Genomic DNA, 15,202 nt, shown 5'->3' with positions numbered 1-15,202 from the left:
CGCGCCGTCCGACCAGCGGATGATTCCGCGTCCGCCGCGCGGTCGGCCAGACCGGCGCGACGTAGCCTGAAGCCATGTCCACCGACGTGCGCCCGGAGGCCGAGCCCGCCCCGGCGGCGGCGGCAACGCATCCGCCGGCCCGTCCGTGGATCGACCGCTCGGCGCTGAGGGCTGACGGCATCCTGGCCGCCGTCACCGTCGGCGTGCTCGCCATCCCGTCGCTGCTGCTGGCGATCGTGATGACCGAGAGCATCCAGTGGGCGCTCTCGCTCGTGGTGACGGCGGCGATCATCGGCGCCATCCTGCTGCGCCGCACCCGCCCGGTGCTGGCGCTCGCCGGGCTGACGCTGCTCGCCGTCGCCCATGTCGCGATGCACGCGTGGATGTACCCGGTCTGGTTCGGCGTGCTCGTGGTGCTCTACTCGGTCGGCCGCTTCAGCCGCTGGCCGGGCAGGCTCATGGGCTTCGGCCTCGCCCTCGTCGCATCGCTGCTCGCGGCCTACTGGCTGGTCGTCGAGACCTCCGTGCAGGGCTTCGAGACCGTGGTCGGGGTGCTGGACGTGCTGGCGTTCCTGTGGATCCCGCCGATGCTGCTGTTCAGCGTCGCCATCCTGACCGGCTGGGGCGTCGCCGCCGTCGACCGCTCGACCGCCGCCACGCAGGTCGCGCAGGTCTCGCTGCGGCGCGCCGACCAGGAGGAGGAGCGCGCGGCGCTCGCCCGCGACATGCACGATGTCGTCGCGCACTCGCTCGCGGTGGTGATCGCGCAGGCCAACGGCGCGCGGTACACGCAGGACCCGGCCGCGAAGGACGCCTCGCTCGCGTCGATCGCGGGCACCGCGAAGGAGGCGCTCGGCGACGTGCGGCTGCTGCTCGCGCAGCTGCGGCACACCGAGGCGCCCGACCCGATCGCGTCGCTCGCCGGCGTCGACGCGCTCATCGAGCGGATGCGCGAGGCCGGCCTCGACGTGCGGCTCGAGCACGTCGGTGTGCCGGTGCCGCTGCCGCGCACGGCCGACATCGCCGCCTACCGCATCCTGCAGGAGGCGCTGACGAACGCGCTCCGGCACGGCGACCGCGACCAGCCGGTCCACGTGCGGATGCGCGGCGTGCCGCTGCCGGGCGGGCAGGGTGGCATCGTGGTCGATGTGCACAACCGCGTCGTGACCGCGCTCGGCCAGCAGGGGCCGGGCCAGCCCGGCCACGGCGTGCGCGGCATGCACGAGCGCGCCCGGCTCGCCGGCGGCGAGGCGTGGACCGGCATCGAGGACGGCTGGTTCCGCGTGCGCGCGGCCTTCCCGGCCGGGCTGCAATGAGGGAGCGGGCGTGATCCGGGTACTGATCGTCGACGACCAGGCGCTGTTCCGCGGCGGCATCCGCATGCTCATCGAGTCGCAGCCAGACCTGACGTGCGTGGGCGAGGCCGCCGACGGCGCGCAGGCCGTGCGGCTCGCCGACGAGCAGCAGCCCGACGTGGTGCTGATGGACGTGCGGATGCCGGTGCTCGACGGCATCTCGGCGACCGCCCGTATCGTCGCGGCGAGACCGCAGAGCCGGGTGCTCGTGCTCACCACCTTCGATCTCGACGAGGCCGCGGCGCGCGCCATCCGTGCCGGCGCATCCGGCTTCATCCTCAAGGACGCCGAGCCCGAGCTCGTGCTCGCCTCGGTGCGCACCGTGCACGCCGGCAACGAGGTGGTCGCCGCGAGCGCGACCCGCGAGCTGTTCAAGGCCTTCGGCGCGCAGCGCCGCTCGGCGCCGGCCGCCTTCGACGCGCTCACCGACCGCGAGCGGCAGATCTTCGCCCTGGCGGCGAAGGGGCTCTCGAACACCGAGATCGCCCGCAGCGAGTTCGTCTCGGAGGCGACCGTGAAGACCCACATCTCGCGCATCCTGACGAAGCTCGGGCTTCGCGATCGCGTGCAGCTGGTCGTGTTCGCCTACGAGCACGGCCTGACCGGCGAGCGCGCATGAGCCGACCGCGCCACGTTCCGACAGGTATAGGGCGGTTTGCTCAAAAATCGGGCCGGATAGCGCGGATCGCCCTATAGCTGTCGCTCGAAGCGGCCCGACGTGTTGGCGCGCACCCCCCATCAGCGAAGCTGTCGGGCTCATCCCAGCGGATGACGCCGGTTCCGACCAGCGCCTGACGATGCCGGCCCCGCGCATCCGTTGAATGGGAACCATGCACAGCACCGCACCGCGCACCCCCGCACTGGCCACCCCCGCACTGGCCACCCCCACAATGGTCCCTCCCGCACTGGCGATCCGCGACGTCTCGAAGCGCTACGGCACCGGCGACGCCACCGTCACCGCCCTCGACGGCGTCGACCTCGAGATCGCGCCGGGCACGCTCACCGCCGTCATGGGGCCGTCGGGCTCGGGCAAGTCGACCCTGCTGCACCTGGCCGCCGGGCTCGACGCGCCCACCGCCGGCGACGTCGTCATCGGCGGCACCTCGGTGGTCGGGCTCGACGACGACGCGCTCACGGCGCTGCGCCGCGAGCAGGTGGGCGTGGTGTTCCAGTCGTTCAACCTGGTGCCGAGCCTCACGGCGCTCGAGAACGTCGAGCTGCCGGCGCTGCTCGCCGGACGCGCGCCCGACCGCGCCCGCATCGCCGAGCTGCTCGCCGACCTGGGCGTCACCGGGCTGGAGTCGCGCCGCCCGCACGAGCTCTCCGGCGGCCAGCAGCAGCGGTTCGCGATCGCCCGTGCGCTCGCGCAGCGGCCCGCGATCGTGCTCGCGGATGAGCCGACCGGCGCGCTCGACTCCGTCACCTCGATCGAGGTGCAGGAGATCCTCGTGCGGCAGGCCGCGGCCGGCCAGGCCATCGTCGTCGTCACGCACGACCCCGCGGTGGCCGCCCGCGCCGAGCGCATCGTGCTGCTGCGCGACGGCCGCATCGACGGCGACCTGCCGGCGACCGACGCCGCCTCGATCGCGCAGCGCATGCTCGCGGCAGGCGCCCGATGAGCGCGATCGTCCTGCCGACAGCACCGCAGCGCGGGCACAGCGGCGCCGTGCGGCGCGACACCGACACGCGCCGCGCCGACGGCGCCTCCCGCGCCGGGCAGGGCCTCGCCTTCGCGGTGTCGGTGCTCGCCGCAGCCTTCGGCACCTCGCTCGCGACGCTCATGGAGCACGCCGCCCGCGCGCTCTACGGCGAGGCGATGATCGCCGGCAGCGGCACCGCCCGCATCATGCTCGCCATCGCGGGCGTGCTGCTGATCGGCGTCTCGGTGGTGGTCGGCGCGATCGTCGCCCGGCAGGCCTTCACCGGTGCGGTGGAGGACCTGCGCGGCGAGCTCGCACTGCGCCGGCTGTTGGGCGCCTCCTCCCGCGGCGAGCGGCGCCGGGTGCTGCGCGGCTTCGTGCTGGTCGGCACCGGCGGCGCAGTCGCCGGCTGGCTCGCCGGGGTGCTCATCGCCATCCCCGTGAGCGCGCTGCTCGCCTCGCTCGGCGAGCGGATGGACCTCGCGGGCATGCCGGTGATCGAGCCCTGGGCGACGGTGCCCGCGATCGCGGTCGCGGTCGCAGCTGCGCTGTCGGCGCTGCTCGCCACCCGCGACGTGCTCGCCGTGTCGCCGCTCGAGGCGCTGCGGGGGGCAGGCGTCGACGTCGAGACCACCGTGCCGCGGCGTCGCACGGGCGGCGTCGTGACCCTCGCCATCGGCGCCGCGCTGCTGGCCGGCTCGGTCGCGCTGTCGCTGCTGAGCCCGCTCGCGGTGCTGGTCGGCTTCGCCGGCGGCGTCGTCTCCGTCGCGGGCATCATCGCCCTCGCCCCCGCCATCGCGCCGCCGCTCGTCGCGATCGCCTCGCGGGCCTTCGGCCGGGGTGTGCCCGCGCGAGCCGCCGCCGGCACCCTGGCGACGCATCCGGGTCGCACCGCTGCGCTCGTGCTCTCGCTGTTCGCCGGCGCGGCGGTCGTCACCATGATGGTCACCGCCGGCTCATCGCTCACCTCAGCGGTCGTGTCGATCGAGCGCACCCCCGAGTTCAAGGCGGAGCTCGAGTCGATCTACGGGGGAGTGACGACCGTGATCACCGCCATCGTCGGCTTCTCGGCGGTGCTCGCCGTGCTCGGCTTCGTCGCCGCGATGCTGCTGTCGGTGCGGCGCCGCACGCGCGAGATCGGGCGGCTGCGCATGCTCGGCCTGCGCCGCGGCCAGACGCGCACGATGCTGCTCGCCGAGGCCGGCGCGATCACCCTCGTCGCCGTCACGACCGGCTTCGGCGTGGGCGTGCTCTACGGCTGGATCGGCACGCAGTCGATGGTCGCCTCCGTCGCCGGCGTCGTCTCCGCCGCACCTGTCATCCCCTGGGGGCTGCCCGTCGCGCTGCTCGTCGGCGGCTTCGTGGTCGCGCTCGCCGCGAGCCTGCCCGCGGGCGCGCGCGCCGCATCCGTGCCCCCGCTCGCCGCGGTCGCCGCGGACTGAGCGGTCTTCGGCGTGCGCCCGACGGCGCGGCGCCGCCCGACCGCGATGCCTGGCCGACCCGACCGCGATGCCTGGCCGACCCGGCGGCGAACGCCCGGCCGCGATGCCTGCGCGCGCTCGGCGGTGGGTATACGCTGGAGGCATGCAGAGCGTGCTGCTCCTTCGTCGCCGCGACGAGGCCTGACTACCCGGGCTTCCTCGTCGCGGAGGCTGTCCTGCCCGGACTCAGGAGCAAGCGACAGGAGCACAACGATGAAGAACATGCAGCAGCCGAGCGGAATGCCGGCGCACCGCTACACCCCGTACCACGAGCAGATCGCGGTCGACCTCCCCGATCGCACGTGGCCGACGAAGCGCATCGAGCGCGCGCCGCGCTGGTGCGCCGTCGACCTGCGCGACGGCAACCAGGCGCTCATCGACCCGATGACGCCCGACCGCAAGCTGATGATGTTCCAGCTGCTGGTGCAGATGGGCTACAAGGAGATCGAGGTCGGGTTCCCCTCGGCGAGCCAGACCGACTTCGACTTCGTGCGCAAGCTGGTCGACGAGGGCCTCATTCCCGACGACGTCACCATCCAGGTGCTGACGCAGTGCCGCGACCACCTCATCCGCCGCACCTTCGAGTCGATCGAGGGCGCCAAGCAGGCGATCGTGCACATCTACAACTCGACCAGCGTGCTGCAGCGCGACGTGGTCTTCCGCAGCGACCGCGAGGGTGTCAAGCAGATCGCCACCGACGGCGCGAAGCTGTGCCTCGAGCTCGAGGGCATGCTGCAGGGCACGAAGGTCTTCTACGAGTACAGCCCCGAGTCCTACACCGGCACCGAGCTCGACTACGCGCTCGAGGTCTGCAACGCCATCATCGAGACGCTCGACGCGCGCCCCGAGCGCCCCGTCATCATCAACCTGCCCTCGACGGTGGAGATGGCGACGCCGAACGTCTACGCCGACTCGATCGAGTGGATGCACCGCAACCTCGCACGCCGCGAGTCGGTCATCCTGTCGCTCCACCCGCACAACGACCGCGGCACGGGCGTGGCGGCGGCCGAGCTGGGCTACCTGGCCGGCGCCGACCGCATCGAGGGCTGCCTGTTCGGCAACGGCGAGCGCACCGGCAACGTCGACCTGGTGGCGCTGGGGCTCAACCTCTTCACGCAGGGCATCGACCCCGAGATCGACTTCTCCGACCTCGACCACGTGCGCCGCGTCGCCGAGCACTGCAACCAGCTCAAGGTGCACGAGCGCAGCCCCTGGGCCGGCGACCTGGTCTACACCGCCTTCTCGGGCTCGCACCAGGATGCGATCAAGAAGGGCTTCGAGCGGATGGCCTCCGACGCCGCCGCTGCCGGCAAGACCGTGGACGAGATGACGTGGGCGGTGCCGTACCTGCCCATCGACCCGAAGGACGTCGGCCGCAGCTACGAGGCAGTCATCCGCGTCAACTCGCAGTCGGGCAAGGGCGGCGTCGCCTACCTGCTGAAGGCCGACCACGGGCTCGACCTGCCTCGCCGGCTGCAGATCGAGTTCTCGAACATCGTGCAGGCCCGCAGCGACAGCGAGGGCGGCGAGGTCTCGAGCGACGAGATCTGGTCGATCTTCGGCGACGAGTACCTGCCGAACCCCTCGCGCCTCGCGACCGACCAGTGGGGCCGCTTCGAGCTGCGCGAGGTCTCGGCCTCGTCGACCATGGGCGGCGACACCACGCTCGAGGTGGTGCTGCGCGACGAGCAGACGCTGCGCAACGTCACCGCGAGCGGCAACGGGCCGATCGACGCGCTGCTGTCGCTGCTGCGCGCCGAGGGCGTCGAGGTCTCGCTGCACGACTACGTCGAGCACACGCTCTCGGCAGGGCAGGATGCGCAGGCGGCCGCCTACGTCGAGCTCGAACTGGGCGGGGAGCGCTACTGGGGCGTCGGCATCGACCACTCCTCGAGCCACGCCTCGCTCGCCGCGATCGTCTCGGCTGTCAACCGCGGGCTGCGCACCCGAGTCATCGAGCACGCGACGGTCTAGGTGCCCACGTACCGCGACGAGGGCGTCGTCCTCCGCACCCACCAGCTGGGGGAGGCCGATCGCATCGTCACGCTGCTGACGCGCGAGCACGGCAAGGTGCGCGCGGTCGCGAAGGGCGTGCGGCGCACCTCGTCGCGGTTCGGCGGCAGGCTCGAGCCGTTCATGGTCGCCGACCTGCAGTTCGCGGTCGGCCGCAGCCTCGACATCGTCACGCAGGCGGTGACCATCGGCTCCTACGCGCCGGTGATCGTCGCCGACTACCGCGCCTACACGGCGGCAGCGGCGATGGTCGAGACCGCCGACCGGCTCACCGACGAGGACGGCTCCAGGCAGCAGTACCTGCTGCTGGTGGGCGCGCTGCGCAGCCTCGCGCGCAGCGAGCACGACCCCTCGCTCACGCTCGACTCCTACCTGCTGCGGGCGCTGTCGGTGGCTGGCTGGGCGCCCTCCTTCGGCGACTGCGCCGTGACGGGGGAGCCCGGCCCGCACCGCGCGTTCGTGCCGCAGCTCGGCGGCGTGGTCTCCGACAGTGCTGCCCCGCCCGGTGCGCTGCGCATCGATGCGCCGACGCTCGAGCTGCTGACGGCGCTGCTGACCGGCGACTGGGCCGCCGCAGAGGCGACGCACCAAGGCGTGCGCAGCCGCGCGTCGGGCGCGGTCGGCGCGTACGTGCAGTGGCACCTCGAGCGCGGGCTCCGCAGTCTCGAGCACGTCGATCGGGGCGGCCGGTGAGCGGTCAGGACCGCGACCCGGGCATCGAGCGCAAGCCGATCGACTGGACGGGCGAGCATCCGCCCGCCTACGAGCGGGACAGCCTGCCGAAGCACGTCGCGATCATCATGGACGGCAACGGCCGCTGGGCCAACCAGCGCGGCCTCACCCGCACGCAGGGGCACGCAGCCGGCGAGGCGGTGCTGCTCGACGTGGTCGCCGGTGCCCTGCAGGCTGGCATCCAGCACCTCTCGGTCTACGCCTTCTCCACCGAGAACTGGAAGCGCAGCCCCGACGAGGTGCGCTTCCTGATGGGCTTCAACAAGGCGGTGCTGCGCCGCCGGCGCGACCAGCTCGACGCCTGGGGCGTGCGGGTGCGCTGGGCCGGCAGGCGGCCGCGCCTGTGGGCCTCGGTCATCAAGGAGCTCGAGGAGGCCGAGCGGCGCACGGCCGGCAACCGCACGATGACCCTGCAGATGTGCGTGAACTACGGCGGCACGGTGGAGATCACGGATGCGGTGCGCTCGATCGCCGCGGACGTCGCGGCCGGGAAGGTGAAGCCCTCGGGCGTCACCGAGCAGCTGCTGCGCAGCCGCATGTACAACCCGGATGTGCCGGACGTCGACCTGTTCATCCGCTCCTCCGGCGAGCAGCGGATCTCGAACTTCCTCACCTACCAGGGCGCCTACGCCGAGATGGTCTTCCTCGACCGGCTGTGGCCCGACTTCACGCGCAACGACCTCTGGCACGCGCTCGACATCTACACCGGCCGCGACCGCCGCTTCGGCGGCGCGACGGACACCCCGGTCGCCGAGTAGCCGACGCAGTCGGCGTATCGAGGCGGGATCAGCGGGCGGGCGCCTGCAGCCGCTTCCGCCAGGGATGGTCGTCGGCCAGCCGCTCGGCGAGCCACGCGCGCGCATCGGCGTCGAGCGAGGGCAGCGCCTCGTCGAGCCACTCCACGTCGGCATGGTCGGCGGCCGCATAGGCCAGCACGACCTGGGGCTGGGCGAATCGGATCCCGTCCTGCACCGTGAGCGCGTCCGCCAGCGGCATCGTCACCGCGGTGTCGCGGCGGAAGCGCCAGGTCTCGGCGTCGCTGGGGTCGAGCAGCACCTCGTACTCCCACAGCCCGTAGGCGCTGCGGCGCAGCCAGATGCTCGTGGTGCCGATCGGCAGCACGTCGGAGTCGTGGGTCAGCAGCGGCTTCAGCGCACCCTGGAAGGCGCACCACAGCTGCCACTTGCCGCCCAGCCAGCCGCGCAGCAGGCTCAGCTCGCTGCGGGGGATGACGATGTCGATATCGCCGTGCCGGCGCTCGCGGCCGAGCGCGGTGTCGATCGCCCAGCCTCCGCCGACCCACCAGGCTCCCGAGTAGCCGTCGAGCAGCTCCGCCGCATCCCTCGGCCAGCGTTCGGCCCAGGCGCCATAGAGCTCAAGCTGCTCGTCGCTCTGCATCAGCCCTCCTCGCCGTGGGATCCGGGCGCGCGCGCCCAAGCCGTGAGCCTATCCCAGGGCGCTATGCCGTGGCAGTCCACGGATGCGCTGCCGGCGGCCACGCGCACGGCGCCCGGTCGGTAGAATCGAAGTTCACGTGCCGCGCTCCAGCCAGGGGCGCACGGCCGACCCTGAGGAGCATCCGTGGCCCAGAACCGTCTCGACGCCGTCATCAACCTCGCGAAGCGACGCGGCTTCGTGTTCCAGGCGGGCGAGATCTACGGAGGGTCCCGCTCGGCGTGGGACTACGGGCCCCTCGGCGTGGCGCTGAAGGAGAACATCAAGCGCCAGTGGTGGAAGACGTTCGTGCAGGGCCGCGACGACATGGTGGGCCTCGACTCGGCGATCATCCTCCCGACCCCGGTGTGGAACGCATCCGGTCACGTCGCCACCTTCACCGACCCGCTGGTCGAGTGCCTGCAGTGTCACAAGCGGCACCGCCAGGACCACCTCGAGGAGGCGTACGAGGCGAAGAAGGGCCGCGCCGCCGCCTCGATGGAGGACATCACCTGCCCCGACTGCGGCACCACCGGCAAGTGGACCGAGCCGCAGCTGTTCTCGGGCCTGATGAAGACCAACCTCGGCCCGGTCGACAACGAGACCGGCCTGCACTACCTGCGCCCGGAGACGGCGCAGGGCATCTTCACGAACTTCCTGAACGTCGTGACCGTCTCGCGCAAGAAGCCGCCGTTCGGCATCGGCCAGGTCGGCAAGGCGTTCCGCAACGAGATCACGCCCGGCAACTTCATCTTCCGCACCCGGGAGTTCGAGCAGATGGAGATCGAGTTCTTCGTGCCGCCGGCCGAGGCGCCCGAGTGGTTCGACACCTGGGTCGAGGCGTGCTGGGCGTGGTTCCTCGACCTCGGCATCACCGAGGCGAACATGCGCCGCTTCGACGTGCCGGAGGACGAGCGCGCGCACTACTCGGCCGCCACCATCGACTTCGAGTACCGCTTCGGGTTCCAGGGCTCCGAGTGGGGCGAGCTCATGGGCGTCGCGAACCGCACCGACTACGACCTGGGCGCGCACTCGAGCGCATCCGGCAAGGACCTCGTCTACTTCGACCAGGCCTCCGGCGAGAAGTACACGCCGTACGTGATCGAGCCATCCTTCGGCCTCACCCGCAGCATGATGGCGTTCCTGGTCGACGCGTACGACGAGGAGGAGGTGCCCAACGCCAAGGGCGGCACCGACACCCGCACGGTGCTGCATCTCGACGCGCGCCTGGCGCCCGTCAAGGTCGCCGTGCTGCCGCTGAGCCGCAACGAGCAGCTCTCGCCGCTCGCGCGCGAGATCGCCGGGCGGCTGCGGGGCCACTGGGCGATCGACTTCGACGACGCCGGCGCCATCGGCCGCCGCTACCGCCGGCAGGACGAGGTGGGCACGCCCTACTGCGTCACGGTCGACTTCGACTCGCTCGAGGACGGCGCCGTGACGGTGCGCGAGCGCGACTCGATGCAGCAGACGCGCGTGAAGGTCGACGAGCTCGAGGCGCACCTGGCGCAGGGGCTCATCGGGGCGTGAATGTGGGGAGCGTGAGCATGGCGGCGAGCACACTGCCGGCGCTGTCGATCGGGCCCATCGCCCTCGACACGCCCGTCGTGCTCGCGCCCATGGCGGGCATCACGAACACGGCCTTCCGGCGGCTGTGCCGCGAGTACGGCGCCGGGCTCTACGTGAGCGAGATGATCACCACCCGCGCGCTCGTCGAGCGCACGCCCGCGACGATGCGGCTGATCAGCCACCACCCCTCGGAGTCGCTGCGCTCGGTGCAGCTCTACGGCGTCGACCCGAAGACCGTCGAGCAGGCCGTCGCCATCCTGGTCGACGAGGATCGCGCCGACCACATCGACCTGAACTTCGGCTGCCCGGTGCCGAAGGTGACCCGTCGCGGCGGCGGCAGCGCCCTGCCGTGGAAGCGCGAGCTGTTCGCCGCCATCGTGGAGCGCGCGGTGCAGCGCGCCGGCGACATCCCCGTCACCGTGAAGATGCGCAAGGGCATCGACGACGAGCACCTCACCTACCTCGACGCCGGCCGCATCGCCGAGGATGCCGGCGTGGCAGCCGTCGCCCTGCACGGCCGCACGGCCGCGCAGCACTACTCCGGTCAGGCCGACTGGGATGCCATCGCGGCGCTGAAGCAGCACGTCACCTCGGTGCCGGTGCTCGGCAACGGCGACATCTGGCAGGCGGAGGATGCGCTGCGCATGCTCGAGCAGACCGGCGCCGACGGGGTCGTGGTCGGCCGCGGCTGCCTGGGCCGTCCGTGGCTGTTCGGCGACCTCGCCGCGGCCTTCTCCGGCAGCGACGAGCGGCACCGCCCGAACCTCGGCCAGGTGGCGGATGCGTTCCGTCGCCACGCCGAGCTGCTGGTCGAGTTCTTCGACGAGGAGGATCGCGCCTGCCGCGACATCCGCAAGCACGTCGCCTGGTACTTCAAGGGCTACCCGATCGGCGGCGACGCCCGGCGCGCGCTCGCAGCGGTCTGGTCGCTCGCGGAGCTCGACGAGCTGCTCGGCGCGCTCGACCACGCCTCGCCCTACAACGCCGAGGGCGTCGAGGGGCAGCGCGGCCGCGCCGGCAGCCCGCGCAAGCCGGCGCTGCCCGACGGCTGGCTCGACAGTCCCGAGCTGAGCCCCGCGCAGCGCGAGGCTCTGATCGAGGACGAGAGCGATACCCGTGGCGGCTGACGAGCGGGGCTACGGCGAGCACGACGCCGAGCGGCGCCTGCCCGAGGTGCATCGCTCCGCACGCACCGACTTCGCGCGGGATCGCGCGCGCCTGCTGCACTCGAGCGCCTTCCGCAGGCTCGGGCAGAAGACGCAGGTGCTCTCGCCCACCATGGGCTTCGACGACTCCCGCACCCGCCTGACGCACTCGCTCGAGGTCGCGCAGGTCGGCCGTGAGATCGCCGTCGAGCTGCGCCTCGACCCCGACGTCGTCGACACCGCGTGCCTCGCCCACGACATCGGGCATCCGCCCTTCGGCCACAACGGCGAGAAGGGCCTCAACGAGTGGGCGCTGGCGATCGGCGGCTTCGAGGGCAACGCGCAGACGCTGCGGGTCATCACGCGGCTCGAGCCGAAGGTGCTGCAGGGCGGCCGCCCGTACGGCTTGAACCTCACGCGCGCGAGCGTCGATGCCGCGTGCAAGTATCCGTGGCCGGCCGCGTCCGACGTCCACGACGCATCCGGCCGCATCAAGTTCGGCTTCTACGCCGACGACCGCGAGGTCTTCGAGTGGATGCGTCAGGGCGCGCCCGAGGGCAGGCCGTCGATCGAGGCGCAGGTGATGGATCTCGCCGACGACATCGCCTACTCGGTGCACGACTTCGAGGATGCGGTGGTGGGCGGCTACGTCGACGTCGCGAAGCTGCAGAGCCGCGTCGGGCACGACGAGCTCGTCTCGATGATGATGACCTGGGTCGGGCCCGAGTTCACGCGCGACGACCTGCTCGCCGCCTTCGACCGGCTCGACGACCTCGAGACCTGGGTGCGCTCGTTCGACGGCTCGCGCGCCGACCACGCCCGCCTGAAGAACCTCACCTCCAAGCTCATCGGGCGCTTCGCCAACGCGGCGATCCGGCTCACGCGCGAGTCGCACGAGGGGCCGCTGGCGCGCTTCGGCGGCACGGTCGAGGTGCCGAGCGAGGTTCGCGCCGAGATCGCGGTGCTGAAGGGCACGGCGGCGAGCTTCATCCTCGCCGAGCGGCGCCAGCCCGTGTACGCGAGCCAGCGCCGGGTGCTGCAGGAGCTGGCGGATGCGCTGCTGCGCATCGGGCCGGACGCCCTCGATCGCGCCTACGCCGACGACTGGGCGCACGCTGGCGACACGGCCGCGCGAGCACGGGTCGTCGTCGACCAGGTGGCGAGCCTGACCGATCGCGGCGCCTTCGCGTGGCATGAGCGGTACGTCGGGGACTGAGGGAGCGGCGATGGCGGGGAGGATCCGGCGCAGCGACATCGACGAGCTGCGCGCACGCATCTCGATCGTCGACGTTGTCGGCGAGCACGTCACGCTGAAGAACGCGGGCGTCGGCAGCATGAAGGGGCTGTGCCCGTTCCACGACGAGCGCACTCCGTCGTTCCACGTGCGGCCTGCTGTGGGCCGCTACCACTGCTTCGGCTGCGGCGAGGATGGCGACGCCTTCCAGTTCGTGATGGCGATGGATCACACCTCGTTCGCCGAGACGGTCGAGCGCTTCGCGGCGCAGCTCGGCTACACGCTGCACTACGAGGACGGCAAGCCGCAGGAGGAGACCAGCGGCCGGCTGCGGCTGCTGGAGGCGAGCCGGGCCGCAGAGACCTTCTTCCAGGAGCAGCTGCTCACGCCTGCCGCCGCGCTCGGCCAGCAGTTCCTGGGGGAGCGCGGCTTCGACCTCGCGGCGGCGCAGCGCTTCGGCGTGGGCTACGCCCCGGCGTCGTTCGAGGCGCTGAAGCAGCACCTGCGCGGCAAGGGCTTCACCGAGGCCGAGCTGCTGAGCGCCGGTCTGCTCAGCGAGGGGCAGCGCGGCAGCTACGACCGGTTCCGCGGCCGCTTGATCTGGCCCATCCGCGACGTGGCGGGTGCGACGGTCGGCTTCGGCGCGCGCCGGCTCTCGGATGACGACAAGGGCCCGAAGTACCTGAACTCGCCCGAGACGCCGATCTTCCGCAAGAGCCAGGTGCTCTACGGCCTCGACCTCGCCAAGCGCGACATCGCCAAGGGGCACGAGGCGGTCGTGGTGGAGGGGTACACGGATGTGATGGCCTGCCACCTCGCGGGCGTCACGACCGCGGTCGCCACCTGCGGCACGGCCTTCGGCGTCGACCACATCAAGGTGCTGCGTCGCGTGCTCGGCGACGTCTCCACCACCGACACGCGCTCGCTCGGCCGCGTCATCTTCACGTTCGACCCGGATGAGGCGGGGCAGCAGGCCGCCGCGCGCACCTTCGCGGAGGAGCAGCGCTTCGCGGCGCAGACCTTCGTCGCGGTGCCGCCGGAGGGCCTCGACCCCTGCGATCTGCGGCTGGAGCGCGGCGACGACGCGGTGCGCAAGTTGGTGCAGCAGCGCCGCCCGCTGTTCGAGTTCATGCTGCGGCGCATCGTCGCCGAGCACGACCTCGAGACCGTGGAGGGGCGGGTCGCAGCCATGCGGCGCGCGGCCCCGGTGCTGCAGTCGATCCGCGACCGCGCGCTGTCCGACGGCTACGTGCGCACGGTCGCCGGCTGGCTGGGGGTCGGTCCGGATGAGGTCAGCCGCGCGGTGCGGCAGGCCGGGCCGCGCCCGACGCCCACCTCCGACGGCGCCGCACCCGCGCATCCGCCGGCCGATGTGGCGCTGCAGCAGCTCGAGCGTGATCCGGCGTCACGGCTGGAGCGCGATGCGGTCGCGGCGCTCCTGCAGCAGCCTGCCGTGCTCGGGAAGGATCTCGCCGCTCGCGGCGCCTCGGCGTACATCGCCAACCCCTCGCTCGCCGTGGTGCGCGACGGCGTGCTGGCCTCGTTCGATGCGATCGAGGCGTCGGACTTCTCGGAGCGCGTGGCAGAGACCGTGCCGGCGGAGATCGTGCCGCTTGTGCGCACGCTGGCGATGTCACCCATCCCGCAGGGATCGGCCGAGGGTGTGAAGGCCTACGTGCGCGGTGTCGTCTCGTCGCTCGTCGACCGTGACATCCTGCGACGCAAGGCCGAGATGCTCGGCAGCTTGCAGCGGCTGGGCGCGAGCGATCCCGAGACTGCGAAGCGACTGCAGGAGCAGCTGGTCGAGCTCGAGCGCGAGCGGCGGTCGCTGCGCTCGGAGTGACGTGCCTACGGCACCAGGAAGTTGATCTGGAAGTGCTCGCCGACGACGGCGTCCACGTACTCGATGTCTCCGGCACCCGCCGGGCACTCCGCGCGGATCGAGCTGGTCATCGAGCCCGACTGGAAGTTGCGGGCGTACCAGGCCTGCACGCTGCCGTCCTCGGGCTCATCGAAGATCGAGAGCATCTCAACGGATGAGCCCTGCGACGATGCATCGAGCGTGAAGATGTCGGCCTCCCACTCGTCGGGGCTCGAATTCGAGAGGATGCCCAGGGTGACCTCCGAGTTCTCGCCCTCGTCGGTCGAGTCGCTGTCCTGCGCGCCCTGGTAGGCCCAGAAGGAGCAGCCGGTCGCGGTCTCGACGACGCTGATCGTGGGGCCGACGGGGAAGTCCGAGTCGGGTTGCAGCTCGAAGGCATCGTTCGTGATGATGCTGGGCTCCCAGCCGCCGACCGTGCCAGGTGGCAGCTCGGTGCCGATCGCGACGAGCTCGGGCAGCGCACCGTCCGCACTCGGGGGCGGCGTCGGAGCCGAGGTCGTCTCGACCGGGTCGGTGGTGGCCGTGGGCTGCGGTGAGGCCGACGGCGCCTGTGGCGGGGCAGTCGGCAGCGCCGGCGGCATGATGCATCCGGAGAGCGAGACGGCGATCCCCGTGGCGAGGACGACGAGCGGAAGCGCCTTCGACGGGCGAGTGACAGGCGACATGCGAACTCCAAGGCGCGGTGCAACGGGTTGCTCGCACGCTAGCGCAGGCGCGCTC

Annotated in this window: 13 protein-coding genes; 11 read left to right on the top strand and 2 right to left on the bottom strand. The window is 72.2% G+C overall.

The genetic code is table 11. The features are described 5' to 3' along the window. The first annotated feature begins 74 nt into the window (after positions 1 to 74). The 7 genes from J1M46_RS05465 to J1M46_RS05435 all read left to right on the top strand — a co-directional run bounded on the left by J1M46_RS05465 (position 75) and on the right by J1M46_RS05435 (position 7,979). The gene (locus tag J1M46_RS05465; protein WP_206446903.1) at positions 75 to 1,316 is read left to right on the top strand and encodes a sensor histidine kinase; all 1,242 of its coding nucleotides are present in this window, start codon (positions 75 to 77) and stop codon (positions 1,314 to 1,316) included. Between the two features lie 10 nt (positions 1,317 to 1,326). After that, complete coding sequence (locus J1M46_RS05460) at positions 1,327 to 1,974, top strand: response regulator (protein WP_206446902.1); 648 nt, start codon at positions 1,327 to 1,329, stop codon at positions 1,972 to 1,974. A 211-nt stretch (positions 1,975 to 2,185) separates the two neighbouring features. Beyond that, the gene (locus J1M46_RS05455) at positions 2,186 to 2,974 is read left to right on the top strand and encodes an ABC transporter ATP-binding protein (RefSeq protein WP_241249026.1); all 789 of its coding nucleotides are present in this window, start codon (positions 2,186 to 2,188) and stop codon (positions 2,972 to 2,974) included. After that, positions 2,971 to 4,437: an ABC transporter permease gene (locus J1M46_RS05450; protein WP_206446900.1), complete on the top strand. Its 1,467-nt coding sequence runs from the start codon at positions 2,971 to 2,973 to the stop codon at positions 4,435 to 4,437. Before J1M46_RS05455 ends, J1M46_RS05450 begins: the two co-directional genes overlap by 4 nt. 252 nt (positions 4,438 to 4,689) lie before the next feature. Then, a complete protein-coding gene (leuA, locus tag J1M46_RS05445; RefSeq protein ID WP_206446899.1) occupies positions 4,690 to 6,450 on the top strand; it encodes a 2-isopropylmalate synthase in 1,761 nt (586 codons plus the stop codon). Beyond that, entirely contained in the window at positions 6,451 to 7,182 is a 732-nt protein-coding gene (gene recO, locus J1M46_RS05440) for a DNA repair protein RecO (RefSeq protein ID WP_206446898.1), read from the top strand. Then, on the top strand, positions 7,179 to 7,979 hold the full coding sequence (locus tag J1M46_RS05435) for an isoprenyl transferase (RefSeq protein WP_206446897.1): 801 nt from the start codon (positions 7,179 to 7,181) through the stop codon (positions 7,977 to 7,979). The genes recO and J1M46_RS05435 overlap by 4 nt, the downstream gene beginning before the upstream one ends. A gap of 28 nt (positions 7,980 to 8,007) precedes the next feature. On the opposite strand, the gene J1M46_RS05430 is transcribed toward J1M46_RS05435, so the two are convergent. Then, entirely contained in the window at positions 8,008 to 8,619 is a 612-nt protein-coding gene (locus J1M46_RS05430; protein ID WP_206446896.1) for a nucleotidyltransferase domain-containing protein, read from the bottom strand. A gap of 183 nt (positions 8,620 to 8,802) precedes the next feature. Here J1M46_RS05430 and J1M46_RS05425 point away from each other — a divergent pair, with 183 nt between their 5' ends. From J1M46_RS05425 to dnaG, 4 genes are read left to right on the top strand one after another with little or no spacing between them, the layout of a single operon-like run. Beyond that, on the top strand, positions 8,803 to 10,182 hold the full coding sequence (locus J1M46_RS05425) for a glycine--tRNA ligase (RefSeq protein WP_206446895.1): 1,380 nt from the start codon (positions 8,803 to 8,805) through the stop codon (positions 10,180 to 10,182). Positions 10,183 to 10,199: 17 nt separating this feature from the next. Then, entirely contained in the window at positions 10,200 to 11,348 is a 1,149-nt protein-coding gene (gene dusB, locus J1M46_RS05420; RefSeq protein WP_206446894.1) for a tRNA dihydrouridine synthase DusB, read from the top strand. Next, entirely contained in the window at positions 11,338 to 12,582 is a 1,245-nt protein-coding gene (locus J1M46_RS05415; protein ID WP_342384286.1) for a deoxyguanosinetriphosphate triphosphohydrolase, read from the top strand. Before dusB ends, J1M46_RS05415 begins: the two co-directional genes overlap by 11 nt. Positions 12,583 to 12,592: 10 nt before the next feature. Next, entirely contained in the window at positions 12,593 to 14,443 is a 1,851-nt protein-coding gene (dnaG, locus tag J1M46_RS05410; protein WP_206446893.1) for a DNA primase, read from the top strand. Between the two features lie 5 nt (positions 14,444 to 14,448). Here the strand turns inward: dnaG and J1M46_RS05405 are convergent, their stop codons facing one another. Beyond that, complete coding sequence (locus J1M46_RS05405) at positions 14,449 to 15,147, bottom strand: hypothetical protein (RefSeq protein ID WP_206446892.1); 699 nt, start codon at positions 15,145 to 15,147, stop codon at positions 14,449 to 14,451. Positions 15,148 to 15,202 lie beyond the last annotated feature (55 nt).

The organism is Agrococcus sp. KRD186, from assembly GCF_017168255.1.
Lineage (GTDB): Bacteria > Actinomycetota > Actinomycetes > Actinomycetales > Microbacteriaceae > Agrococcus.
This window is presented reverse-complemented; position numbering and strand designations above follow the sequence as displayed.

Coding starts and splice junctions, on each gene's coding strand:
- J1M46_RS05465 (WP_206446903.1), top strand. CDS start 75: ATGTCCACCGACGTGCGCCCGGAGGCCGAGCCCGCCCCGGCGGCGGCG.
- J1M46_RS05455 (WP_241249026.1), top strand. CDS start 2,186: ATGCACAGCACCGCACCGCGCACCCCCGCACTGGCCACCCCCGCACTG.
- J1M46_RS05450 (WP_206446900.1), top strand. CDS start 2,971: ATGAGCGCGATCGTCCTGCCGACAGCACCGCAGCGCGGGCACAGCGGC.
- leuA (WP_206446899.1), top strand. CDS start 4,690: ATGAAGAACATGCAGCAGCCGAGCGGAATGCCGGCGCACCGCTACACC.
- J1M46_RS05430 (WP_206446896.1), bottom strand. CDS start 8,619: ATGCAGAGCGACGAGCAGCTTGAGCTCTATGGCGCCTGGGCCGAACGC.
- dusB (WP_206446894.1), top strand. CDS start 10,200: ATGGCGGCGAGCACACTGCCGGCGCTGTCGATCGGGCCCATCGCCCTC.
- dnaG (WP_206446893.1), top strand. CDS start 12,593: ATGGCGGGGAGGATCCGGCGCAGCGACATCGACGAGCTGCGCGCACGC.
- J1M46_RS05405 (WP_206446892.1), bottom strand. CDS start 15,147: ATGTCGCCTGTCACTCGCCCGTCGAAGGCGCTTCCGCTCGTCGTCCTC.